At 69.0% G+C, this 24,148-nt stretch carries 23 protein-coding genes; 15 read left to right on the plus strand and 8 right to left on the minus strand.

What is annotated here, in order from left to right; genetic code table 11:
* The first annotated feature begins 68 nt into the window (after window positions 1–68).
* Window positions 69–1,235, plus strand: coding sequence for a helix-turn-helix domain-containing protein (locus H4W80_RS57195; protein WP_192792694.1), 1,167 nt, complete (start codon window positions 69–71; stop codon window positions 1,233–1,235).
* 296 nt (window positions 1,236–1,531) lie between these two features.
* Here H4W80_RS57195 and H4W80_RS57200 read toward each other — a convergent pair whose 3' ends face one another.
* A complete protein-coding gene (locus H4W80_RS57200) occupies window positions 1,532–1,945 on the minus strand; it encodes a hypothetical protein (protein WP_192792695.1) in 414 nt (137 codons plus the stop codon).
* Window positions 1,946–1,982: 37 nt separating this feature from the next.
* On the opposite strand from H4W80_RS57200, the gene H4W80_RS57205 reads away from it, so the two are divergent.
* The 9 genes from H4W80_RS57205 to H4W80_RS57245 all read left to right on the plus strand — a co-directional run bounded on the left by H4W80_RS57205 (window position 1,983) and on the right by H4W80_RS57245 (window position 12,592).
* Window positions 1,983–2,678: a hypothetical protein gene (locus H4W80_RS57205; protein WP_192792696.1), complete on the plus strand. Its 696-nt coding sequence runs from the start codon at window positions 1,983–1,985 to the stop codon at window positions 2,676–2,678.
* A 279-nt stretch (window positions 2,679–2,957) separates the two neighbouring features.
* Window positions 2,958–3,365 carry a hypothetical protein gene (locus H4W80_RS57210; protein ID WP_192792697.1) on the plus strand — a complete coding sequence of 136 codons (408 nt, stop codon included), beginning with the start codon at window positions 2,958–2,960 and terminating at the stop codon, window positions 3,363–3,365.
* A 569-nt stretch (window positions 3,366–3,934) separates the two neighbouring features.
* A complete protein-coding gene (locus H4W80_RS57215) occupies window positions 3,935–6,106 on the plus strand; it encodes a septum formation family protein (RefSeq protein WP_192792698.1) in 2,172 nt (723 codons plus the stop codon).
* A gap of 100 nt (window positions 6,107–6,206) precedes the next feature.
* Window positions 6,207–6,950, plus strand: coding sequence for an FHA domain-containing protein (locus tag H4W80_RS57220; protein ID WP_192792699.1), 744 nt, complete (start codon window positions 6,207–6,209; stop codon window positions 6,948–6,950).
* Window positions 6,947–7,642 carry a PP2C family protein-serine/threonine phosphatase gene (locus tag H4W80_RS57225; protein WP_192792700.1) on the plus strand — a complete coding sequence of 232 codons (696 nt, stop codon included), beginning with the start codon at window positions 6,947–6,949 and terminating at the stop codon, window positions 7,640–7,642. The genes H4W80_RS57220 and H4W80_RS57225 overlap by 4 nt, the downstream gene beginning before the upstream one ends.
* Entirely contained in the window at window positions 7,620–8,651 is a 1,032-nt protein-coding gene (locus H4W80_RS57230) for a serine/threonine-protein kinase (protein WP_192792701.1), read from the plus strand. Before H4W80_RS57225 ends, H4W80_RS57230 begins: the two co-directional genes overlap by 23 nt.
* Window positions 8,648–9,166, plus strand: a complete 519-nt coding sequence (locus H4W80_RS57235) for a hypothetical protein (protein WP_192792702.1) — start codon at window positions 8,648–8,650, stop codon at window positions 9,164–9,166. Before H4W80_RS57230 ends, H4W80_RS57235 begins: the two co-directional genes overlap by 4 nt.
* The gene (locus H4W80_RS57240) at window positions 9,159–11,615 is read left to right on the plus strand and encodes an Hsp70 family protein (RefSeq protein WP_192792703.1); all 2,457 of its coding nucleotides are present in this window, start codon (window positions 9,159–9,161) and stop codon (window positions 11,613–11,615) included. Before H4W80_RS57235 ends, H4W80_RS57240 begins: the two co-directional genes overlap by 8 nt.
* Window positions 11,612–12,592 carry a hypothetical protein gene (locus H4W80_RS57245; RefSeq protein WP_192792704.1) on the plus strand — a complete coding sequence of 327 codons (981 nt, stop codon included), beginning with the start codon at window positions 11,612–11,614 and terminating at the stop codon, window positions 12,590–12,592. Before H4W80_RS57240 ends, H4W80_RS57245 begins: the two co-directional genes overlap by 4 nt.
* Before the next feature lie 268 nt (window positions 12,593–12,860).
* Here H4W80_RS57245 and H4W80_RS57250 read toward each other — a convergent pair whose 3' ends face one another.
* The 6 genes from H4W80_RS57250 to H4W80_RS62255 form a co-directional block, all read right to left on the minus strand.
* On the minus strand, window positions 12,861–13,211 hold the full coding sequence (locus tag H4W80_RS57250) for a hypothetical protein (RefSeq protein ID WP_225964257.1): 351 nt from the start codon (window positions 13,209–13,211) through the stop codon (window positions 12,861–12,863).
* Between the two features lie 1,429 nt (window positions 13,212–14,640).
* Complete coding sequence (locus tag H4W80_RS57255) at window positions 14,641–15,756, minus strand: alpha/beta hydrolase family protein (RefSeq protein WP_192792705.1); 1,116 nt, start codon at window positions 15,754–15,756, stop codon at window positions 14,641–14,643.
* Window positions 15,740–16,312 carry a TetR/AcrR family transcriptional regulator gene (locus tag H4W80_RS57260; RefSeq protein ID WP_192792706.1) on the minus strand — a complete coding sequence of 191 codons (573 nt, stop codon included), beginning with the start codon at window positions 16,310–16,312 and terminating at the stop codon, window positions 15,740–15,742. Before H4W80_RS57260 ends, H4W80_RS57255 begins: the two co-directional genes overlap by 17 nt.
* A 336-nt stretch (window positions 16,313–16,648) precedes the next feature.
* A complete protein-coding gene (locus H4W80_RS57265) occupies window positions 16,649–17,329 on the minus strand; it encodes a DUF998 domain-containing protein (protein ID WP_192792707.1) in 681 nt (226 codons plus the stop codon).
* A gap of 47 nt (window positions 17,330–17,376) precedes the next feature.
* Window positions 17,377–18,036, minus strand: coding sequence for an SRPBCC family protein (locus H4W80_RS57270; protein ID WP_192792708.1), 660 nt, complete (start codon window positions 18,034–18,036; stop codon window positions 17,377–17,379).
* The gene (locus tag H4W80_RS62255) at window positions 18,033–18,275 is read right to left on the minus strand and encodes a hypothetical protein (protein ID WP_225964258.1); all 243 of its coding nucleotides are present in this window, start codon (window positions 18,273–18,275) and stop codon (window positions 18,033–18,035) included. The genes H4W80_RS57270 and H4W80_RS62255 overlap by 4 nt, the downstream gene beginning before the upstream one ends.
* Window positions 18,276–18,396: 121 nt before the next feature.
* On the opposite strand from H4W80_RS62255, the gene H4W80_RS57280 reads away from it, so the two are divergent.
* Window positions 18,397–18,855 carry a serine hydrolase gene (locus H4W80_RS57280; RefSeq protein WP_192792709.1) on the plus strand — a complete coding sequence of 153 codons (459 nt, stop codon included), beginning with the start codon at window positions 18,397–18,399 and terminating at the stop codon, window positions 18,853–18,855.
* Window positions 18,856–19,076: 221 nt separating this feature from the next.
* Here the strand turns inward: H4W80_RS57280 and H4W80_RS57285 are convergent, their stop codons facing one another.
* On the minus strand, window positions 19,077–19,559 hold the full coding sequence (locus tag H4W80_RS57285) for a MarR family winged helix-turn-helix transcriptional regulator (RefSeq protein ID WP_192792710.1): 483 nt from the start codon (window positions 19,557–19,559) through the stop codon (window positions 19,077–19,079).
* Between the two features lie 476 nt (window positions 19,560–20,035).
* On the opposite strand from H4W80_RS57285, the gene H4W80_RS57290 reads away from it, so the two are divergent.
* The 4 genes from H4W80_RS57290 (at window position 20,036) to H4W80_RS57305 (ending at window position 23,513) form a co-directional block, all read left to right on the plus strand.
* On the plus strand, window positions 20,036–20,968 hold the full coding sequence (locus H4W80_RS57290; protein WP_192792711.1) for an NADP-dependent oxidoreductase: 933 nt from the start codon (window positions 20,036–20,038) through the stop codon (window positions 20,966–20,968).
* Between the two features lie 61 nt (window positions 20,969–21,029).
* Entirely contained in the window at window positions 21,030–21,989 is a 960-nt protein-coding gene (locus H4W80_RS57295) for an aldo/keto reductase (RefSeq protein ID WP_192792712.1), read from the plus strand.
* 361 nt (window positions 21,990–22,350) lie between these two features.
* Window positions 22,351–22,896: a serine hydrolase gene (locus H4W80_RS64885; protein ID WP_192794372.1), complete on the plus strand. Its 546-nt coding sequence runs from the start codon at window positions 22,351–22,353 to the stop codon at window positions 22,894–22,896.
* A 218-nt stretch (window positions 22,897–23,114) separates the two neighbouring features.
* The gene (locus tag H4W80_RS57305; RefSeq protein ID WP_192792713.1) at window positions 23,115–23,513 is read left to right on the plus strand and encodes a hypothetical protein; all 399 of its coding nucleotides are present in this window, start codon (window positions 23,115–23,117) and stop codon (window positions 23,511–23,513) included.
* Window positions 23,514–24,148 lie beyond the last annotated feature (635 nt).

A 24,148-nucleotide genomic window follows, 5' to 3' on the forward strand; every position in this document is an offset into this window, starting at 1 on the left:
AAACGGACATTCCTCGCGGTGAGGGGCCTGCCCATGGCGCCTGCTCACCCAGGCGAAGGAGGTTGCGAGTGGGGCGGCGAGAGGAGCCCATCGATCCGGCCACCGGGCCGCTGGCGGCGTTCGCAGCTGACTTGCGCCGGTTGCGTGAGGCTGCCGGATCGCCGAGCTACCGGCAGTTGGCCCGTACGGCGCATTACTCCGCCAGTGCGCTGTCCAGTGCGTGCAGTGGCAAGAGCATGCCGAGCTGGAACGTCACCCGGGCCCTGGTGCAGGCGTGTGGGGGCGATGTCGGGCAGTGGCAGCCGCGATGGCAGCAGGTGGTGGCCGAGCTACAACGCGAGCTCGAGGCCGAGCCTGGTGACCAACAGGCGCAGGCCGGGCACGCTGTCATCGAGGAGAGCACATCGGCCTCATCCAGCGAGCACGGCCAGGACTCGGTGCCTGGGATCTCCTCGCCGGACGGCCAGAGGCGGACGCAACCGGCGAGGTGGCCGCGGGGTCGCGCGGCGGCGGTAGCAGTCATGGCCACTCTGGCCATGACTGTGCTGTTCGTGCTGGTCCGAGCGGGCGGCTATGCCGGCACGGCCCAGCCGGCAGCCGCGAGCAGTTCGGCACCGCAGGCGGTGACCACAACACCCTCCGGCAGCCGGGACGGGGCGGCCGCTCCTGCGCCCTCCGTCGTCACAAGCCACGACCCGGTGCCGCGCGTGAGGTCGTCACCTCCTGTAGGCGGTGTGGTGGTGGGACCCGGATGCCCTCTGGACAACCGACGCGACTACAGCATCAACGAGCAGCACGACGACGGCTGGCATCCAGCCACCGGCGGATGGACGGGCGATGGGTGTAACGGGCGCATCTTCTACACCGCTCTGGCCGACAACAAGCCCAGCCCGTACGCCTATCCGCTGCGGTGGAAGGAGTCGTTCGTGTGGCAGGCCACCACCGCGGTCGCCGGCCCGGCACGCTGCACGGTCGCCGTGCACGTGCCCGACTCCCCGTATGCCGACGCTGTCGCGATTTACCGGCTCCATCAGACGGCCGGCGCCGACAGCGACTCCATCATCGACATCCCGGTCGACCAGGCCGCACACCGTGGCGCCTGGGTCGTCCAGGACGTCACGGTTCCCGACGCGAGCGACCTGCTGGTCAAACTCGTGGACAGCGGTTCAGATGATCACACCATCGCCGCCGACGCGATCTCTATCAGCTGCCCCAACAACCGGACCCCCTCATAGGCGTCCTCCAGCACCCATGATCATTCTCGGCGCCAACGGCTGTTCCTGCCAGTCTCAACCCCGCAATTCCTCAGGCCCTTGCTCATGAGCGGAACTCCCGAGGCCGGGCCGTTGCGGCTGAACTGCGACGTGCTCATGGTGCCTGACGACGACCAGCAGGTCGTCTTGAGGGGTCCCCGAACGCCCGTGCCCTGCGCCACCTCCTGACCGCAGGCGGCCATCGGGCCGCTTTGAGCTGACGGTCGGCCTCGGACGCCGGCGGAAGGCGGGTCACGGTCGGATGGCGGCGGGCAGGGTCACGAGCGGCCATTGCTTGGGGTTCCGGGTTCCGGCCGGTCGTCCGCGGGCGTCGTCTCACGAGCCAGCCGATCGAGGAGTTCGATGTCGGGTGCCCGTACGAGGTTCTCCGGGGGGCTGAAGAGGCGGTCGCTGGTGATCACCGCCAGCGTCCTTCGTGCTCTGTCGGCGATGATCTGGTCCTCCGCCCTCGCGGCCCGGCGCAGAACTCGCTGCGCGGCACGTAAGTCGCCCAACTCGGCCAGTACCAGCCCGAGCACGAGCCCGACCACCGCACGCATGGCAGGAGCAGCCAGGCGAGCTGCCCTGCGGTAGGCGATGACCGCGCCGAGCATGTCACCTTGGGTGTACAGAGTGTTGCCGAGAAGCGTCAGCTCGCTCGCCGCGTGTGCCCGTTGCTCATGTCGCCGCATACGCCCACCATGCCGGACTCGCCATGACCTGCTCCATATGGTCGCCGAAGGTGCGGGTCCCTATCGTTTCCCGGACGCGGGCAGGACAATGACCATTATGACGCCGAGCACCGGGAGCACCGAGCGGGCCGCCCGCTACTTCCCGTTCCGCACCGGCCCGGACGCCGACCGCATCATTCGCGACGCACCGGACACGGATCGCGACCAGCAGTGCAGGGCGGTCCGGCTGACGTCTCGCCACACCCGGGCGATGGCCACGGCCCGCCCGCTGTGGCTGCCACCGCCGATCCTGATCGCGGTCTGCATCGGCACCGGCTTCTGGTGGATCGCCGCGCTGGGCACAGCCGTCTGTGCCTTGGCCTGCGTGATCCTCTACGGCATCGCGAAGCGAGCCCGCGACGACATCCGGCTGCTGGACGGCACCGTCGGCGTACCGATCCCGGACGACTTGGTCAAGAAGGTCATGACCACGGGCAAGGCGATGCACGCTCTTGCGGTGCTCCATCAAAGAGCTCCGATCGGTGGTGGCCTGGACGAAGGACTCAGTCATCACCGACGGGAGATCGTCACGCTCAACTCCCGCTATACCGACCACCTGCATCTGGCGCGCCGCCACTGGGTGCGCGGCGACATGCCCCGATGGCGCGACACCGCGCAGCGACTACCAGTGATCGCCAACGAGGTCTCCAAGCTGGTCGACTCCATCATCCTTTTCGCCGACCACGACTTCTGAGTGGGCGTCTGCAACGGGTGCTGCTCGTAGCCGGCGCCGAGCAGAGCGGACAGGTGTCACGCCTGCGCAGGCAGCATGCGGGCCTGGCCCGCCCGTGCGTCGGGGCGGTGCGGCCCCGGTGGTCCAGGGACGAACCGGCGAGGGCATTCGCACGGATGCCGTCGGCCCCGGAATCGACCTGCTCCGTCAGGCGTACGACGCGAGCACGAGGCTCGGCGACAGACATCCGCTGCGCCAGGACATCGCCAAGAACCTCGACCTAGCACTGCGTAACTCGGCATGGCGTCATACGCCCAGCCCGGCTCCATCACCGCTGCCGGGTTCCTGCTCGTGCTTTCGGCTCTGGCCTGGGCTCCGCTGGTCAACGACTTCCTGCTCCAGGTCATGGGCTTGTTGCTGCTGGTCTATGTTGTCTTCGCGTTGCTTGCCATCGGCGGCCGGCGCAAGGCCAGGTCTATCGTCACCATCGCGGCCACCCTGCTCATGGTGCAATTGCTTCCTTTTGCCTGGTGGGGCTTCACCAACTCGACCCCGTCGTCGGTAGGCCAGGACACCGCAGTGGTGGACATCCTCGCGATAGCCGCCTCCTGTGCTGGACTTCTGCTGCTGTACCTGCGGGGCAATGACGCCTATTTTCACAACTCCGAGGAACGACGCCGACTTCGCAGGGCATCGCGACGACGTTGACGCCTGCCTGGGTGCGCTTGCGTGTGCCCATGAGTTGCTCATGAGCACGGCGAGTGAAGTAGCTCTAGGTGTACTTGGTGTCAGGTATGGGACAACGGGCCGCTGACGCGCAACGCCATTCGAGATGTCATCGACCTGCTGTACCCGGCTGTGCGATTCTGATGATGAAGCCGGTGCCCAAGTACCTATGTCCCGGTGGTCCGGCTGGTCGCGCACATGGGCAGACCCGGTGACGGCGGACTGTACATACATGTCGGGCGGCCGCTCGAAAGAGGTCGGCACCTGATCGACGTGACCATTCAAGCAACCGATCCGCAGACGCGTCAGGGAATGGAGAAGAACTGCTGATTTGTACGGCATATCACGACCCACGTAAGATCCGTGGCCATGGCCGCTACACGCTGTGCATACCCCATCACCCCTCCGCCCCCATAAGCGCCCTGTCGTCATGAACGGCGGACGAGCACCCGCGACCACCGATCATCTGGATTCCATCCGCGTGCCATGGAACGCGGCAGAAGCCTGGGCCAAGGTCGTTTCCACCGGTACTCGGGCGTGATGGGGAGGACATGTACGGGGCAGGCGATGTGAGCAGGTCCGGCGACGCGGCGGGCGCGGCGCTGCGCGAGGTCGCCGGGCCCGAGCTCTACCGGCGTAACGCGTTCCGAATCACCGGGTTGTCGACGTACGCGGACCGGCGCGCCATCCGGCAGCGCAGGCAGCGGGTCAACACGGCGCTCCAGGTCGGCGCCGACGCCGATCTGGACCACGGCCTGCCGGTCGGGCCCGACGAGGTCCGCGCCGCCTTCGACCGCCTTCTCGACGACCCCCGCCGTCGCCTGGTCGACGAGCTGCTCTGGTTCTGGGACACCCCCGACGCCACCTGCTCCTGCGCCAAGGCCCTGCACCAGGACCACGACGCCGCCGTACGCGCCCACAGCGCCGCACTCGACCGGGAGATCGAGGGCACGATGACGGGCGACGACGAGCGCAGGACCTTATGGGAGGAGGCGGCGCGGCAGTGGCGGGGGGTCCTGCGCAAGGCCGCCTTCTGGGACCACGTCAGGAACCGCATCGACGCGCTCGACGACCGTCAGCTCGACGAGTCGGCCGTGGACGCGCTGCGCGATGCGCTCGCCGCGGCGCTGCTCAGGCCGCTGGCCGAGCTGGCCGGACAGCGCGGCACGACGGCGACCCAGAGCCGCCTGGCCGGCCTGGCCCGCCGCTGGCCCGCGCCGCGACGGGTCATCGACGACCAGCTCGAAGAGGTCGCCGCGCCGATGTACGAGTCGGTGCGCGCGGCCCTGTCGGAGTCGACCGGCCTGCTCGACGAGGGCGAGCCGAAGCGTGCCGCCTCCAACGTCTATGACAAGGCCCTGCCCGACCTCAACCGGCTGTCCGCGCTGGTGCCCCCCGAACGGCACCGCCGCACGGCGAAGCTGCGCAACGACACCGCCATCCTGTTCAACAACTGCGCCATGGCGCTCATCGACTCCGCCGGGCCCGCAGCGGCCGATCAGGCACGCAAGTGGTTCGGCGCGGCCCGGCGGCTGAGTCCCGACTCGCACACGTCGGAGGCCATCGGGGGGAACGAAGCCTCGCTGGACGAGCTCATCCTGGTCTTCACGACGATCGAGCAGGAGGCCAGTGCCCTGCTGGCCATAGGCCAGTACGACCAGGCAAACGTCTATCTGGCCACCCTCGAGCAGGAACTGGGCGACCTGCCGGGCCGATCGGAGCTCGACCGGATTCGCGCCAAACTGGGCCTGAACCGCTCCCGATACAGACCGGCACCGACCCGCATGGTGCCGACGCGTCCGGCGCCGGCCTACCGCCCCGCCGGTTACGGCGTCAGGCGGCGCCGCCGCGGGCTCAGGCTGCTCTTCTGGCTCGCGGTACTGGCCGCCCTGGGGTTCCTGCTGACCCAGTACGACGTCTTCGGCAACTCGACCGTCGCGTTGTTCGCCCCCAAGAAGGCGGACAACGCGCCCGTGGGGGAGTGCCTGGTCGAGCCCGTCGACTGGATCCAGCACGACATCGCCCACGTCCCGACGATCACGTGCGACGAGCCGCACTGGGGTGAGGTGCTGGGTTACGTGTCGCTCGGCGAGGTGCCTTCGACGTACCCGGGCGGCGACCAGGTCGCCGCACTGGCCGAGTTCGAGTGCAAAGTTCTTCAACTGCGTCAGAAGTTGCCGCTCGACGAGTATGAGACCGACACCGTGGTGCCGAGGGAGGAGGATTGGAACACCGGCGACGGCGAGTACGAGAACTATGCGCCCTGCCTGGTGAGCCGGAAAGACGGCAAGCCCATCCCGTCGGGCAGGCGCGTGGCCGATCCTCCGCCGGGGGCGGACAACGAGGCCGTGCGGATGGACGTTCTCTCCCCGGCCCTCTACGACAATCCGCCGGCGGACAGCTGCATTCAGTCGCAGTCACAGTGGGACAAGTCGCCGCACAGCGTCGACATCGTGAAGTGCGACCACCCGCACTGGGCGCAGATCGCGGCCTACGTCAAGCTGTACGGCGCCGCGGACAAGATCCCGGCTGACGACAAGGTCGAGGAGAAGGCCGAGGAGATGTGCGACCCCGCCACCGCGCACCTGGAGATCGGCGTGGGCACCCCCTACCGGGTGACGGTGCGGGTGCGCAAGGAACGCGCGATCCAGGAGAGCCTCATCTACGCCGTGTGCCTGGTCCACCGCGAGGACGACCGGCTCTTCAGCGGGATGCCGCGATGAGGCGTCCATCTGGTTTCCGCCTGGTTCCCATGGCCTGCGGCGGCACCTTCAGCGAGATTCGTACCAGCACGATCAGGAGGTTCAGGCAGTGGTTCGGGCGGTGACCTTGCGCATCAGCTCACCGGAGGGCGTGATGAGCGGCGTCGAGCTGGGCAGCGGGCCGATCACGGTGGGCCGCGCCTCGCCCGACCACGCCCCCGACGTGGAGCTGGGACCCGACCCGCAGCGCTGGGTGGGGCGGCTGCACTGCACGCTCGACTTCGCCGACGGCATGTGGTCGGTGACCGACAACGCCAGCGTCAACGGCACGCTGCTGCGGCACGGTGACGTCACCGAGCGGCTGCAGGGACGCAAGCGCGTTCAGCACGGCGACAAGCTGCTGATCCTCGGCGACATGACGGCCGACGGCGAACCCCTGTACTGGGAGCTGACCTTCCTGGACCCGCACACCACGCAGCCGGCGCCGTTCGGGCCGCCGTCCGAGGTCCGCCACACAGGGCCGGGACTGCGCTACGACTGGGTCGCCGCGCGCGCCTACCGCGTCGAGAACGGCGTGGAGACGCCCATCACCGGGCTGCGCCCGCAGGGTCACCAGCTCCTGCGGTACATGGCCGGCCGCGGCACCGGCGGCGAGTCCGTGGCCTGCGACCACGCGGCCCTGATCGCCGCTCTGTGGGGGCCGCCGGAGGAGTGGGCGCCGCACCGCTCGTACACCAGGTCCGACCTGGCCGGCGTGGTACGCGCCGTACGCCGCTGCATCGAGGTGGACCCTTCACGCCCGCGGATCCTGGAGACCGTCACGGGCATCGGCTACCGGCTCAACGTCAGCGGATCACCGGCGTGATCACGTACGCGTCCGGCACCCGGGCCGGCGGCCTGCACGAGGAGAACCAGGACCGGCTGGCGGCCGATCCGGCAGCGGGCACGTTCGTCGTGGCCGATGGCATCGGCGGCCTGGCCGACGCGGCCCTCACAGCGCGGGCGGTCGTCGAGCAGCTCCCCCTGCGGGTGTGCGAGCGCGTGACCGCCATCGGCGCCCCCGGGGCGGCCCGTGCCGCCGCCGAGGCCGCGGCCGAGCTCAACGACCGCGTCAGGGACACCGCCAGGAGCGGGCCGGGCACCACGGGCGCCGCCACGGCCCTGCTGCTGGTTCGCGGCGGCCTGGCGCTGGCAGTGCACCTGGGCGACAGCCGGATCTACCTGGCCCGCGACGGGCTGCTCGCCCGGCTCACCGACGACCATGTGCACGAAGGGCGGCTGACCAGGTTCGTGGGCATGCCGGGCCGCGCCGATCCGGACGTGTCGGTGCACGAGCTGAGCGCCGGCGACCGCGTCCTGTTGTGCACCGACGGGCTAGTCCACAGCGTCGGCGATGAGGAACTGCGGGCCATCCTGACCACGGCCGGCGACGTCGAGGGGGTGTGCGAGCGGTTGCTCGGCGCGGCCGCCGCGGGCGGGGCGATCGACGACGTGTCGGTGATCGCTGTGCAGTACGGCACGGGGAGGTGGGACGATGGCGCTGCTCAACAGCGGTGACCGGGTCACCGACACCCTCGTGATCGATCGGCTGCTCGGCGAGGGCGCGTTCGCCGAGGTGCACCGGGTACGGCACGCGTACCTGGGGTTGCAGGCGATGAAGCTGTTCAAGAAGGTCGCCTCGCTGGAGGAGACCCACCAGATGCTGGGCGAGGCCCGGCTGCTGTCCACGCTCGGGCACGCCAACATCGTGCGGCTCTTCGACGCCAACACCGTGCAGACGCCAGAAGGGCTGCGCGGCTTCTTCACGATGGAGTACGTCCCCGGCGGCAGCCTGGAGAGCCTGATGGCGGCCTACCCGCACGGCGTGCCGACCGACATCGCCGTGGAGGTGATGGGGCAGATCGCCGGCGGCCTCGCGGTCGCCCACGAGCAGGACCCGCCCATCGTGCACCGCGACGTCACGCTGGCCAACGTCCTGGTCGGCTACGACGGAAGCGTCATGCGGGTGCGCGTCAGCGACTTCGGCCTGGCCAAGCGGGCCGACCCGTTCACGCACATGGCCAGCGCGCGCGGCACCCTCGTCTTCATGGCGCCCGAGGTGGTCACCAACGGGGGTTATTCGTGCGCGAGCGACGTGTGGTCGGTGGGGACGATCGCGTACCTGCTGCTCACCGGCCACTTCCCGTACGACGACGGCGCCGGCCCCTTCGCCTCCTACTCCTTCGCCCGGTTCAACCGGCCGCTGCTGGCGCCCAGCAGGTACAACGACGAGGTCGATCCCCGGCTCGACGAGATCGTCATGGCCACGCTCGAGCGGGACCCGCGCAACCGCCCCGCCAACGCCGGCGTGCTGGCCGCCGCGCTGCGCGAGCGGCGCGAGCCCGCCGCCAGGCCGCCTGACGAGCACGCCCGGCGGCTGGCCGCCGAGGCGCTGCGCCTTTACCGCGTACCCGGCCAGCTCAGCCGGGCCACGGAGCTCATGGAGGAAGCCATCGCACTCTGGCCGTCACTACGCGAACAGCACCTGCCCAGGCTGCGGCTCTGGCGCAGGGGGGTGGTGATGTGAGGTTGCTGCCCCGGCTGCGGGAGGAGTTCCGGCAGCGCCGCCACCACCGGGCCTTCCGCATCCCGCCACCCCTCTGGGACGAGCCCGTCCAGGACCTGCTCGACCGGTTGCTCGCCGCCTCGGATTCCGCCGCCCCAGGCCCCGCCGCCCCAGAGTCCGCCTCGTCGCTGGACGAGAAGGCGCTGGCCACCGCGGCCACGAACCTGTGGCGGGCCGAGCGCAAGCTCGCCCAGCAGGGCAAGGATGCCACCAGCCGCCAGGCCGGGCGCTACCTGCGCACGACCCGGGGCGCACTCTCCGACGCCGGGCTGGTCGTCCAGGACCACGATGGCGAGACCTTCCACTCCGGCCGCGCCATCGAGGTCCTGCTGTTCCAGGACGACCCGTCGCTCAGCGTCGAGACGGTGCTGGAGACCGTACGACCGTCGATCTACCTGGGGGATCGGCACATCCAGATGGGCCAGGTGATCGTCGGCTGCCCACCCCGAGACCACGTGAGGAACGAGCATGCGTGACACCATCGACTTCGGGATCGACCTCGGCACCACCAACAGCGCGATCGCGGTGGCCGAGCAGGACACGGTCTCGGTGATCAAGAACAACGACGGGTGGGACACCACGCCGTCCGCCGTGTGGATGCCCAAGCCGGAGCTCATTCACGTCGGGCGCCGGGCCCGGGACCGGGTCGAGGTCGACCCCGAGAACGCCGCGGCCGAGTTCAAGCTGGAGATGGGGCTGGCCGACGCCCGCAAGAGGTTCGTCAAGGGCGGGGTGGAGCTGTCGCCGCAGGAGCTGTCGGCCGAGGTGCTCAAGGCGCTGCGGGCCGACGCGGCCCACCACACGGGCACGGCGCCGGACGCCGCGGTGATCACGGTGCCGGCGGCGTTCACGCTCAACCAGAACAAGGCCACCACCGACGCCGCCATGCTGGCGGGCTTCACCACGGCGTGCCCGCTGGTGCAGGAGCCGACGGCGGCGGCTTTCGCGTACGGGTTCCACGACGCCGACGAGCGGGCGTACTGGATGGTGTTCGACTTCGGCGGCGGCACCTTCGACGCGGCGGTGGTCAGCAAGCATGACGGCGACCTGCGCGTGCTCGACCACTCGGGAGACCCGTACCTGGGCGGCAAGCTCATCGACTGGGCGCTGGTGGAGCGGATCCTGGTCCCCGCCGTGGCCCGTGAGCTGGGCTTCGCCGAGTTCCGCAGGGACAACCCCCGGTGGAGCGTCAACTTCGCCAAGCTCAAGGCCGCCGCCGAAGAGGCCAAGATCCGGCTGTCGCGCTCCGACACGGCCGACATCACCGTTGATCTCGCGGGCGAGGACGGCGAGGTCGAGACCTTCGAGTACCTGTTGCGCCGCGGCGAACTCGACTCGATGGCCGAGCCGTTCTACGATCGGGCGATCAACCTGTGCCGGAACGCGCTGCAGCAGGCCTCGCTGAGCCCGTCCGACATCGACCGGCTGCTGCTGGTCGGCGGCGTCACCCTTTCGCCCGGGCTCAGGGAACGGCTCGCCGACCCGCGCCACGGCCTGGGCATCGAGCTCGACTCCAGCCTCGACCCCACCACCGTCGTCGCCCGCGGCGCGGCCATTTTCGCCAGCACGCTGCGGCGCCCGCGGAAACTGACCCGCGCCGAAGGAGAGTTCGTGGTCGACCTCGCCTACGAGCCCATCGTCACGAACCCCACGCCGACCGTCGCGGGACGGGTGAGCGGCCCGGCCGACGACCTGAGCGGCTACTCCGTCGTCCTCAGCAACCCCGAGGGACGGCCCCCGTTCACCACCGGCCGCGTCCCCCTCAACGCCACCGGCCGCTTCGTCACCGAGGTGGACCTCGACAAGGGCCGGACCTCCCGGTTCAGCGTCGAGCTGATCGACGAGCAGGGCGCGCCCCGGCCGCTGACGCCGGACTCCCTGTCGATCAAACTGGGCGAGGTCGAGTTCGGCGGAGTACGGCTGGCGCACTCGCTGGGCATCCAGCTCGCCGACCGCGCGTTCGCGCCCATGCTGCGCAAGGGCGCGACCCTGCCGGCCTCCGTACGCGAGGTGTTCCACACCTCCAGCGCCCTGCACCGCTCCGACAGCGAGGCCCTGATCAGCATCCCCATCCTGCAGGGCGAGCGCAGCCGGGGCGATCGTAACCGGGAGGTCGGCAAGCTGGAGATCAAGCCGAGGGACGTCACCATCGACCTGCCCGCGGGCACCGAGGTCGAGGTCACCTTCGAGGTCGACAACTCCAGCCTGGTCACGGTGGTGGCGGACGTACCGCTGGTGCAGACGCAGTTCGAGGCCGAGATCAACCTGACCGAGGTGCGCACGCCCGACGCGGACATGCTGGAGCGGCTGCTGGCCGAGGTCGAGCAGCGGCTGGCCGCACTGCGCGGCTCCTCCGCACCCGAGGCCGTGCGCCGCCTGGAGAAGATCGACCAGGAGGGCGGCCTCGAGGTGGCCCGCGCGCAGGTACGGGCGGCCAGGGTGGACGCGGGCGCGGCGGCCACGGCCGAGGAGCGGCTACGGGAGCTGCAGAGCGAGCTGGACGCCGTCGAGGACGCCGCGCAGTTGCCCGCGCTGGTGGAGGAGCTGGAAGGGCTGCTCGCCGAGGCGGACCGGCTGATCCTCGCGGCGGGCGACGCGGGGGATCGGCAGGAGCTGTCCGCGCTGCGCCAGCGCTCGCGCGACGCGATCCAGGCACAGGACTCCACGGCGATTCGCACCCAGATCGACCGGGCCTACTCGCTGTTGATGGACCTGGAACGGCGCCGGCCGGACTGGCCGGTCAAGGTGTTCCAGGCGCTGCGGGAGGCGCTGGCGTCCACGGGGCGGTCTCGCGACCTCATCCGGGAGGGCGAGCGGGCCATCACGCGTGGTGACCAGCAAGAGCTCGAAGGGGTGAACCAGCGCATGATCCGGATGCTGCCCAAGGAGGAACAGGACAAGATCATAGGGTTGATCAGGCGATGAGCGACACGCTGCGGGCGCAGCTCACCGTCAACCGGGCCCGCTCGGCCGCCCGTGCCGGAGACCTGGCCACTGCCACCCGCCTCCTGGAGGCCCTGGATGTACCCGACACTGCCGATACGGTGAGCACGGCTGGAGACGCCGCCGTGGCGGTGCTGGACCTGCGGGCCAGGCTGCACGCCCAGCGGGGGGAACTGGCCAAGGCCGACCAGTGCTGGGCCGCCGTACAGGCCCTGTCGCCGGACGACCCGGGGGCGGCGGCGGGGCGGCGCACGATCGAGGCGATCAACGCCGGCCGCCGCAGGAAGCGCCCGCTCGTCCACACCGGCTGGCTCGGGGTGGCCGCGGCGGCGGTGGCCGCCGTGGTTCTCACGGCGGGGATCGTCGTCCTCGTCCCTGGCGGTCAGGCCACGCGCCCGGGAGGCGGGGAGGCCGCCGCGACGTCGGCGACCGGCGAGGCCTCCGGGGCGGAGGAGGCGCGCAGGCGGTTGGCGGCCCTCGAGGCCGAACGCGCGGCCGCCGGCGAACGCCGGGCCGCGGCGGAGGCCCGCCGCGCCGAGGAAACCGCCCGCCGCAAGCGCGAGGTGGCCGCCATCGCGCGGAGGCTGACCATGCCGGGCGTGCTCGTCCATCGCCATCCCCAGTACGTACGGGTGCGGTTCGGCACAGGACTGTTCCCGGTGGACGACAAGGTCAGCGTCGCGGGCGCGGAGCTGCTGAAGGGACTTGGCCGCCGGATGGCGGGCATGGACGCGGAGATCACCGTGGTGGGGCACGCGGTGGCCGTGCCAGGCGGGCGGGCGCGCGACGGCTCCGTGCTCGCGCTGGCCCGCGCCGTCGTGGCCGCCGCCCATCTGGCCGAGGGCGGCGACCTGCCACGCACGTCGTTCAAGCTGGTCAGCGGGGACCAGCGCGCGCAACCCTTCCGTGACGACCGCCGCAATCGCACCGTCACCCTCCTGATCGCTCCCCGGCCATGAGAACGCCGGCCCGCCGAAGCGGCGGGCCGGCGCCGCGCGACGGCACTGTTCGCTCTCCTCAGGGTGCTGGTCCGCGCTGATCTGTCCATGGACGTCGAGCTGCTGGTGCTCCGTCACGAGAACCAGGTGCCCGCCTGCGGCTCGGTGGCCGGCCGCGGCCAAGCTCACGCCCCATCAAGTGCACCAGACCCACACACGTCGACGAGGGCGTCGAGCTGTGACTGGAGTTCCTGTACGAGGGTGGAGCAGTGTTTGTGAGAGCCGTACGTCACCCGGCGGGTTCGATACGGAGGACGGCGGCGGTGTCGCGGATCTTGACGACCTCCAGGCTCATGGCGTCGTTGATGGTCGCGACGGTTCCCCGGTCGCAGCTCAGCCGGACGCCGCCGCCACCCTCCGACGACACGCTGCCGCCACCGTTACAGCCCGAAATGCTGTAGCCCGACCCTGTCAGCGGCGCGACCATCTCAACGGCGCCGCCGGTGATCGCCGTCACCTCGATCGGCCCGAGGCCGTACATTTTCGGCACTATCACGACGTCCCCTACAGCGACCTTGATCTCGCACGTCCCGTCAGCGCACGGCCCGGTCGGCGATGGCGACGACGTGGCCGTCTTCATGGGAGTCGGCGTGGGGTCGGACGCCGGTGACCCGGGGCCGGACCTGCTGGGCTGGCCGTCCGCGGGGGATGCGTTCGGAGAATCCGAGGAACACGACGTGAGAGCGGCGAACACGACAGCGACCAAAACAGCGGCGGCGGCGGATGACCTTCTACGCATCATGGTCACCATGGAACCGCGCCCCGACCGGTAACGTCCATTTCTGAGAACGTCCATGCCTGGGGCCACTCGGCGTTTTCGGCGGCTCAGACCGGCGCGCTGGCCAGCAGGACCGTCGGGTCGGTGTCGTAGGTGGTGGGCGATGAGGACAGCCGCCACGCATGCCGCCAGCACCGACGCGACCACGAACGCTTCCGGCGACCAGATCTCGAGCTTGACCTCGCGTCCAGCGCGGCCCGAGGCGCCTTCGGCCCGACGTGTCATCCTGGTCGGCGGCCGGGCCTGTGGGTGACCTGGAGCTGGTTCACCGCCTCGACGACGGGCGCCGTGCCGTCCTCTGCCGAGACCCGGGCCGAAAGGGCCGGGGCCCCTGCCGGTAGGCCGAATCGGTGACCGCGGTGGTGAGGGCGGCGGCCAGGCGCGTCCGTGTGCTCGGCACCACTGTGCATCCGAGCGCGAACTGGGTCACCCGGGCGATAAGGAACCTCGTGATGGATCTGGACGATGCGGCCCGCCGGGCGCGCTTTCTGCGCCGAGATCGGGATGGGACGAGGCCCTCGCCGAGGCCGGTATCCAGACGGTGCTCACCGGTATTCGGATGCCGAGGATGAACGCTATCTTCGGCTCGCCCTGCGCGAGCACGAATGGTTCTACAACCAGCACCAAGCGCATCAAGCCCTGAACCAAGCAGCCCCGCTGTGGCTCCCTGCCCCGATCACAGACCCCTGGCGAATCGCCGGCGTGAACATACGTCGACGAGACCGGCTCGGTGGCGTCCTCCACGAGTACTCACATACCGCTTGAACTGCATGGATGGAATTTCCGGCAGGCGCATCCTTACCGTCCCGCGTCGTTCGGCGCTTCTTGCCGAGCCGAAGCGCCGATCGCCGTCTGTAATCGTTCTGCAGCGATGAGAGGGAACCTCTCCGCTTCTCTGTTCCGTCGCTGTTCCGTCAGGGGCGCTGGCCTGCAGGTTCGCTGATAAGGAAGAGGTTCCAGGTTGAAGTCCTGGTAGCCCCACAGAGTTTCACCAGTTCAGAGGGTAGATCCCGAGATCGCGGATCTGGCCTCTTGATCGTTTGAATGGCTCGTACGACTTGCGCTGTGGGGTGGACGGCGCCCACGCACCCACTCCCCGTCGGCCAACGTCGCCTCATGTAGCGGGATCGACACTGATCCGTGAGCATCACAGGGCCGCTTGACCACATGCAAACGCGAGTCAAGTGTCACTCCAGGGGTTCGGGCCAGAACTGGGCAGACTGGCTACGGTTCATCCGTTACGGGATCGATCCGTAGCCAGGAAGGCGCGCACGGCGCGGTCATAGCGGGCCCGGTCGACGTTCCACGCCTCGGTGTGCTCGCCCTGCGGGAACTCCTCGAATCTGATGTCCCAGCTCAGCCGCCTGCCCGTGGCCACCAGGCCGCGGGCCTCCTCGATCGGGTGCTCGGTGTCCGGACTGGTGTGGATCAGCAGCAAGGGCGGTCTGACCTTCGGCGGGTAGCGGCTCATGCTGAGCTGGTCTACGTCGACGCCGGTCCGCCACTCGACAACCAGATCCGACAGCGCGGCGATGAACGCGGGCAAGTGGTAGTTTCGCGCGCCTTGCTCGGACGTCGTCCGCACGTCGACCATCGGCGCATCCATGATCACCTTGTCGACCAGCCTGGCCAGGCCCGACCTGGCCAGGAACTGCCCGACGATCTGCCCGCCCATCGACGTCCCATACAGGACGAACCGAGTGGCCCCGAGCTGCTGCGCCCTGCGTAGCGCCGCCTCCAGGTCGCGCCACTCCGAGTCGCCCAGGTGCAGGAGCCCATCGGGGGAGCGCGGCGCGCCTTCGTCGTTGCGGTAGCTGATGTCCAGGTAGGGCAGGCCGAGCTCGTGCACCACCGGTAGGACCTTCAGCTCGGCCTTGCGCCGCCCATTCTGCCCGTGGACGGCCACGAACCACGTGGTCCCTTTGCCGGGCACGTGCCAGGCCGGGGCGGGGCCCAGCTCGGTCGGGATCATGACCTCAGAGAAGTCGATGCCCCAAGCCACCTTGGGATCGCCCGGTGGAACGTTGCCGAAATAGCCCGGCGTTCCCAGAGAGGGCGTGGACCCGAGCAGCACCCTGCGCGTCACCTTTCCCGGTGATCGCGACACGACGTCGCCGAGCATGGTGAACGAGCCCGTCCATTCGAGCCAATAGATGCCGGGTTTGGTCGTCTCGTGCGTTTCAGTCAGTGTGACCGTTCCGTCCCCCGTGGCGAGCACGTACGTGTTGCTCGTGCCGTAGTGGACGACCTGCACGCTGGCCTCGCTGCCGAACCAGGCGCCGCACCCGGCCGCGATCACCAGCAGCGCGAGGCCGGCGACCAGAGCCTTCCTAAGCATGGAGGCCATCGAGGATCCTCCGCACGTTCCGCTCGCACAGGTCCCGGAAGGCGGGCTCGTCCAACCCGATGCGCCCGCCCAGGTAGAGCTGGACCAGCCCTTGGGTGGAGGAGGTCAGCGCCAGCGCGGCCTCCAGCGGCACGTCTGCGCGCAGGATCCCGGCCGCCATGCCCTCCTCGACGATCGCCACGATCCGCTCGAACGCCGGCGAGCCGCCGCCCTTGAAGTCGTCAGGGAAGTGCCTGGCCTGCTCGCGCCGGTCGGTCATCAGGAACGTGTACAGGTGCGGGCTGCCCAGGGCGAAGTCGAGGAAGTCGTGCAGGAGGCCGAACACCCTGCTCTCCCAGGCGCCCTCGGGGACTCGGGTTCCCCAGCCGGCCGCCAGCTCGCGGAAGGTTGCATCGGCCACGCCCTGCAGCAGCGCCTGCCGGTTCGGATAGTGCTTGTAGATGGCCATCGCGGTGACGCCCACGGCGTCGGCCACCCGGCGCATGCTCACGGCCTCGGAGCCTTCGCGCACGAGGATATCCCGGGCCGCCTCGGCGATCTTCTCTGCAGTACTCATGTTTACACCGTACACTAGCCAGGTTAACGGCGTATACCGCCCGTCGTGGAAGGAGAGGGGTCGCGGCAGGGGAGCGCTATTACCTAATCACCCTTGAGGTGTTTCTGGCTTCCCTGGCCCCTCAAGCCGCGGGGCCGGCAGCGTGCGGTCGCCCGGCAGGACCGGGAAGGGATTGACATCGTGACCGCATTTCTCGCCGGACCGGCCTGCGACTACTGGGGCCGCCGCGGGCTGGCGTGTGCGCTCACGCTCGCCGCCACGGGACCGCCCTGCGTCCTGGCCTCCGAATGGCTCAGGTGGATGATGGCATGGTCGATGCCCACTCGCGACGAAAGGTCAGGCCGGTGCCGCCGCGCCGGGCCGAGCCAGCCGGTACGCGGTCAGGAGCGACGTCCATGCCATGACGAGCGCGATGGCGAGGGCGAAGGCGACATTGGCCACCCGGGAGCCCTGCATCGTGAAGATCGAGATCCAGGCCGCCAGGAAGAGCGCGCCGTTCACCATGCTGAAGGCAGCCCAGCCGCGGCGGCCGGTCGCCGCGAACCGCCGGCCGAACGCGAAACATGCGGCGATCAGCGCGAGAAAGGCGACCGCGGAGACGAGGAAGTGCACCATCCCGTGCGTGCTCATGCTCGTGGGCGGGCCGAGGGGTGTCCCCGGCGGGAAGCCGTCGGCAGGGTCCGCGGAGAAGAAGGCGGCGGCGACCATCCCGGCGCCGAAGACGCCGACCAGCCGCGGGCCCCAGGTGCCGCCCCGGCCCGCCGGACCGCGTGCCCGGTGCAGGCCGACCGCTCCCGCCATGAACAGCAGGCCGCTGACCGCGAAGTTGGCGATCTGAATCCAGCCCTGGTCACCGTTGCTCAGCATGCTGGCCGGGTACCGGCTGATGTCGAACCCGTCCCTGGTGAGCATCTGCAGCAGGACCACGACGATGTAGAGAGGGCCGGCGACGGCGCCGCACATCAGCAGCGTCCGCGTCGCCCCGCCGGCCGCTGTGGTGGTGAGGTTCTCGGTCATCCGGTCCACTCCTCTCATGAGAACGAGATGACTTACCGCGCGGCGGGTCATCTGTCGCCGTCCCTGCCGGTCTCCGGAGCGAAGTGCTGCACGGCGAACGCGACGGCCGCGGAGATGTCGTCGTCGCCGGTGCCCCAAGCGGCTTGGACCGCGCGTCCCCAGGCGTGGCAACCGGCGGTGACGAACTCTTTCGCCTCGGGTGTGTCCCCCCAGGTCGCGGGGTCGAACGTGACGCCGTGAAGGAACAGGTCGAGTCCGAGCAGCGTGAGGTCCCAGCCGACTCCGATGCCGATCGTGGCGCCGGGTCCGTACGTGCGCGCCATCTCGTCGACGATCTCGGCGGGTGCGGCGTGCTCCAACTCCAGGACGGTCCCACCGCCGCCGCCGGGCGCCAGGCGCACCTCGACCTCGGTCGGCATGCCCTCCCCCAATACCCAGGTCACTTTGATCAGACGGGGCTTCTCGCAGCGCAGGATCTCCCCGCCGGCGTTGTTCTTGAGCTGGAACGTGCCGCCGATCCGCAGGTCGCCGTCGATCGGGGTGAGCCATCGGCTGATCCGGTCGGGGTCGGTGCAGGCGCTCCACACGTCCTCGATCGAGGCGTCGTACGTGCGCCGCAGCAGCAGTGAGCGTCCCGCGCCGGCGGTGACCGGCTGGTTGCCGATCTCCCGCTGGGTGGCGTTGATCTGGTTGATGATGTCGATCATTCGTCTTCTTTCTCCTCGTTGTTCGAGCCTGGTCGTCCATCCGCGGACGGCGTCTCGTCAAGCGGATGGTGGCGCTCGCGCCGGGCGCGTGCGAGTTCGGCGCCCAGCGCGTCCAGGTGCCGGCTCCAGAACCGGCGAAAGCGCTCCAGCTGGATGCCGACCTCCCGGGTGGTACGGAGCCGACGCCGTACGGGCACCGGGGTGCCGGCCACGCCGCCGAGCACGTCGAGTGCGTGCACGGGGCCAACAATCCCACTCGCGACTTATATAAGTCAAGCCTTAGAAACATCGAGACGCGCCGCCGAAGCCGTCATCGCATTCGGCAACCAGATCGCATGACACCCACGCCGCCCCCATCCCATGAGTCAGGACGCCCTCTTCGACGTCGCCGGCCTCACCGAGATCATCACTGTCTGGTCGGTCATCGGCCTGCTCTGGGACCAGGAACGCCTGACCCTGGCTGATCCACTCGGCACGCTCATGCCCGACCTGAACGGCTACCAGCTGGCCCCCGTGACCGTGCACCAACTCCTCCCTCACACCGCAGGCGTCCCGCTCCCCGCCACCCTGATCGGCCAGGCGGCTCCCGCTGAATGCGACCTGGAATCGGGCGAACGGCTCAGGGGCGTCGCCCACGACTACTCGGCTCGGCTGCTGGGCGGGGTCTGCGGCATTGCCGGTGCTTTCTCCATCTTGGGAGATGTCGAGACGTTTCTGCAGCATCTGATCGCAGATAGCGGTGCAGCCGAGGCTGGCTTTGGGAGCAAAGCGAGGGCCTCTTCGTCCACTACGGGTTCACCGGAACCGCGATGTGGGTGAATCGTGAACAGGGTCGCTGGGCGGCGTTGCTGACCAACGAGCTGTACTACAGCCCAGAGCGGGAGGCGATCGCGCAGGTCCGCCACGCGTTCTGCGCCCTGGCCTTCAGCTGAAGGGCCGGGGTCCCGGAACCCAGGAACAGCCGTTGGCGGTGAGAATGATCTTGGGCGAAGTGTGACGTCGGGCTTCGCTGTGTGATCGCTCTCCGCCGGCCGGCGAAGTCAGGGGTGTACGTCGTCGTTCCCGAGGCCGTGTCGGACGGCGTCGTTGACGGCTAGGACACGCTGCAGCAGCGAGATGAGGGTCTCCCGCTCGGTCGCCGACAGTGCACTGAGGAATTGTCGCTGCGACTCCTGTGCCGCTGGCCGCAGCTTGTCCACGAGCGCTTTGCCCACGGGGGTCAGCGCCACCTGGTGCCGACGCCGGTCCACCCGATCTCTGGTTCGGGTGACGAGGTCGCGCTCCTCTAGATGGTCGATGCGACCCACGAGGTGGCTCTTGTCGAAGTCGAGCGAATCGGCCAACTGCTGCTGGGACAGCGGGCCGAAGTCGTCAAGGGCGGCCAGGACCGCGTGGTGTCCCAGCAGAAGGTGATGCTCGGCCAGTACCGCTTCCAGTTGCCGGTACCCGTACTTGGCCGCTTGTGAGGCTAGGTACGACGCCAGAGCGAGCAGCGACGGAGGTCGGGTACCAGCATCAGCCATGGGCTTACAGTAGCACAGCCCAACCGTCATTTGACGCAATAGTTGCGAGTGGCTACTGTTTCGGCGTCGTGCAAGGCATCGCTACTCGAAGCGGAGGGGGCACCTGCATGGACGTTGCGCCGGGAACCCATCGTCGTGTGGAGCGACATCGGCTGCCCCAAGGGGCATCTGGCGACGCTGGTCGCGGGCCGGGCGCGACGTGTCCCGCAGGACCAGATCGCCATCGCACGCACCGACGTCGTACGGGGAAGCCCGCACGTCTTCACGCCGGACGGCGGCCACGAGTACAACCCGGCGTCGACATGCACATGGTTCACGACTGGGGCGTCGGCTTCCCGATGATCGACAAGGACGACCCAGCGTCTACGAGGATCTGCTGCGGCGAGCCGTGGCCTGACACACCGGGCCGGCACCGCTGGACCGGCCCCGCAATTGGACACGTTCAGATTAAGGAATAGACGAGGGAGTTGTCCGACATGAAAGCTCTGGTCTCGCGCGAATACGGTCCTGTCGAGGATCTGGTCATCACCGATTTACCCACTCCTGTTCCCACCGCAGGGCAGATCCTGCTGAAGGTGCAGGCGGCCGCGCTCAACCCGCTGGATGTCAAGCTCTCCACAGGCGAGATGCGTGAGCACATGCCGGTGAAGCATCCGTTCCTGCTCGGGCTGGACGCGACCGGAATCGTCGAAGCGGTCGGACCGGGCGTCACGAACTTCGCCGTCGGCGACGAAGTGGTGGCGTTCACGTACGGCGCCGCCGGCGCGCTCGCCGAGTACACGCTGGCCAACGATGGGCCGAACGTCGTACGTCGCCCGGCTGGCCTGGATGCCGTACGGGCCGCGGCGCTGCCCGTGGCCGGGATGACCGCCCACGCGGTCCTGACCGCCGCCGCGGTGAACCCGGGAGACAGCGTGCTGGTCGTCGGCGCCACCGGCGGTGTCGGGTCGTTCGTCGTCCAGCTGGCCGCGCACGCCGGCGCCCAGGTACTGGCCACCGCCGGCCCATCGGAGGCCGACTACGTACGCGGCCTCGGCGCCCAGGAGATCATCGACTACACCTCGGGTGACACCGCAAAGCAGGCGCTGGCCCTGCGACCGGGTGGGGTCGACGTGGTTATCGACCTGGTCAACGCCGGTCCTGGCCTCGCGGCCACCGCGGCGGCCGCGAAGCCAGGCGGCCGGCTGGTCTCACCGCTCGGTGGCCAGCCCGAGTTCGACCGTGGCGTCGGCGCCGTCTATACAGGTGTGGAGGGCGGCTTTGGGAAGCTCCAGGATCTGGTCGACCGGGCCGCCGCCGGCACGTTCGAGGTCGAGGTCGGTGCCACCCACCCGTTCAGCAGCGCGGTCGATGCCGTCGGCGAGTTCGCGACCAAGCACACCCGCGGCAAGGTTGTCATCACCTTCTGAAACTAGGGCCAGCCGGACGTCCGGCTGGCCGACACTTTCCTGAGCTGGCGAAGGACGACAGATGAAGCAGCACACTCTTGGTCAGGGGCTACGCACGTCGGTGCTGGGCCTGGGCTGCATGGGGATGAGCGAGTTCTACGGCCCTGGCGATGACGCCGAGTCGATCGCCACCATCCACCGCGCCCTCGACCTCGGCATCAACTTCCTCGACACCGCGGATATGTACGGGCCGTTCACGAACGAGGAACTGATCGGCAGGGCCATCGCCGGTCGCCGTGACACGGTCATATTGGCCACCAAGTTCGGCGTCAAACGCCTCGCGGATGGTACGTGGCAGGGCATCAGCGGCCACCCCGCGCACGTCAGGAAGGCCTGCGACGCGTCGCTGGCGCGGCTCGGCGTGGACTACATCGACCTGTACTATCAGCACCGGGTCGACCCGACTGTACCGATCGAGGACACCTGGGGCGCGCTCAAGGAGCTGGTGGAAGCCGGCAAGGTCCGGCACCTCGGCATCTCGGAGGCCGAGCCGGCAATCGTACGGCGGGCGCACGCCGTGCACCCGATCACCGCGGGCCAGTACGAGTACTCCCTGTTTACCAGGGACATCGAGGACGAGCTACTGCCGGTGCTACGGGAGCTCGGAATCGGACTAGTGGCCTACAGCCCGCTCGGCCGGGGTTTCCTGACCGGCGCGTACCCCGATGTCGACCAGTTCGCCGCCGCCGACTTCCGACGCGGGAACCCACGCTGGCAGGGTGAGAACTTCACCACCAACAGAGCGCTTGCCGCCACCGTGGTAAACCTGGCCAGGGACCGTAACGTGGCCCCCGTCCAGGTCGCTCTGGCCTGGGTGATCGCCCGGGGAACGGACGTCGTACCGATCCCCGGCACCAAGCGCGTGCGTTACCTGGAGCAGAACGCGGCGGCCCTGGCTGTCGAGCTCACCGCGGACGACCACGCCGCCCTCGATGGACTCGCCCGGCAGGTCGTGGGCGAGCGCTACGCCCCGCGGGTCTGACCCGACTGTCCGCGCCGGCGTATCGGCGGAACGCTTACGCTTGGGCGATCGGTTCGGCAGGATCGTCTCAACGAGGAGGTACGCCGTGCCGAACGCCCGGGCACTTAAGATGGTGAACGCGGCGTCGAACGGGACCCTGTGTGCAAGGCTCAGGTAGCTGAGATAGCCGACGGCATCGAGGCTGACGCCGCGGCGCCGACGCTCGCCCTCGTGGACGTCCAGCCGGACCGGCAAAGGTTCGGCGAACCAGTCTTCCAACACCGGCCAGCGGGAGACGAAAACGTCGTAGGCTCGCCGACCTCGTGCGGAGACGTCGACCAGCGTCCGCTCGACCCATCTCGCCCCGCTCCCGGCAGACCTCATTCCACGCTGCGCCCCTACCGAGCACGACGACGAAACCGGCACATGCCTCAAAGGCAGCGCGCATGACTTCTCGGCACGAGTGCTCGGCGGAGTATGCGGAATCGCCGGCGCCTTCTCCACAGTGGCCGATCTGGCGAAGTTCCTGCAGCACCTGCTCGAACCAAGCGCCGGAAAAGCGTTCAGCCCCGCCTGGGTCCAGGAATCCCTGCAGATCCACACCGGTGGCCTCCAACCAGCGCGGGGCCTGTTCTGGCATCCGGCTTCCGGCACTGACTCATTGGACGGCCTGTATGAGCACTACGGCTTCACCGGGACAGGTATGTGGATCTCCCTCAAGCAAGAACGCTGGGCCGTCCTCCTGACCAACAAGCTCTACTACAGCCGCGATCGCCACCCATTGACTGAGATCCGCAACGCCTTCCGAGCCGGTCGGCGCCGTTGTCGCCGCAGACCCGCCGGCGGTACCAGCCATCGGCCCGCACCATGCCCTCGGCCAGGTTCACGCGGCCCGGATGGCTGGTGCGAGAGGAGGTCGTCACCGTGAGGTAGGCCAAGCGCAGAACGAGCGAACAGCATGCTGCTTGCACAGCGATCGAGGCGCTCACCTGAGGGACTGAATCATCCACCAGCCCTTGACTCGCGCGGATGAAGATCCAGCCCCCGCCCCTGCTCGCCGTCCCCCAACGAATCCTCAACAAGTTCTCAACACCGCCCGGCGCACCATGTGGATCGCCAGTTGGTCAACAGGACAAAGGGGGCAAGATGCGATTCTGGATCAAGGCGGTAGGAATGCTGGTTACGACCGGCGGGATCATGGCGGCGACACTCGTGAACGGGCCGGCCGCGTCGGCCACCCCGTCTCCGTGTTCCGTGTACGACGCCTCCATCTCCAACCTGGACGGCGGTTACGGCGTGATGAAGGGTTCCTACAACCTCAAGAAGGGGCCCTACGCGGATCGGTGCGGGAACGTGACCAGGCTCGGCAGGGGCCGGGTCATCTACTTTCACTGCTGGGTACGGAACGGTCGCGGCAACCTCTGGGCCTATGGCCGAGTGAAGGGGACGGCGAAGTACGGGTGGATGTCGATCGACAACTTCAGTTCCGTCCGTCACTCGAACTACGAGACGTGCAGGCCGAACGCCGATCGCGATCACACATAGAAGAACCCCTCGTGAGAGTCGAGAACCAGGGCCATCGCCTTCATCCTGGCGGTGGGTCTGCGACGTACCGAGGGCCACTGCGGAAAGCGGCACAGGTGTGCCTTCCCGACCGACGCTGTAACCTCGGCCTTTCCCGAAACCAGGCTGGAAAGCCTGATCTTCCCGGCCCCCCTCCTCGCCATCCCGGAACGCGAGGCCCAGCCCGACCGCGGCACCGCGATCCTGCCCCTCGCCTTCAAAGCCCAACAGAGCCGGAAGACATCACATGGATCACTGTCACTGGTGGGCCGGGCATCGTCACCATGATCAATAACGTCACCGTGGCCTCGGACAGCAACAGCGCTTGGTCGCGGTCGGAACCGGGAGGCTGTCGAACACGCTCTGCGGGGTCGGTCACGCGGTCGGCCAGTGGCGAGTGCGTCGCAGTCATCAGGGATTGATCGCGTTCGTACCGGGGGCAATGGGTGAGCACCGGTGCCAGATCCGCGACCTGTGCAGGTCGAAAGCCCCCCGGAGCCTTGCGGCGATCTCGGCGGTCGAACCGACCGATACGTTCTGCTGAATGGAGGATTCGTGTGAATCGGCCCAGGTGCGTGCTGGCCGCAGTGGTGGCTGCCGGCCTTCTCACCTCCTGC

This window comes from Nonomuraea angiospora (assembly GCF_014873145.1).
GTDB lineage: Bacteria > Actinomycetota > Actinomycetes > Streptosporangiales > Streptosporangiaceae > Nonomuraea > Nonomuraea angiospora.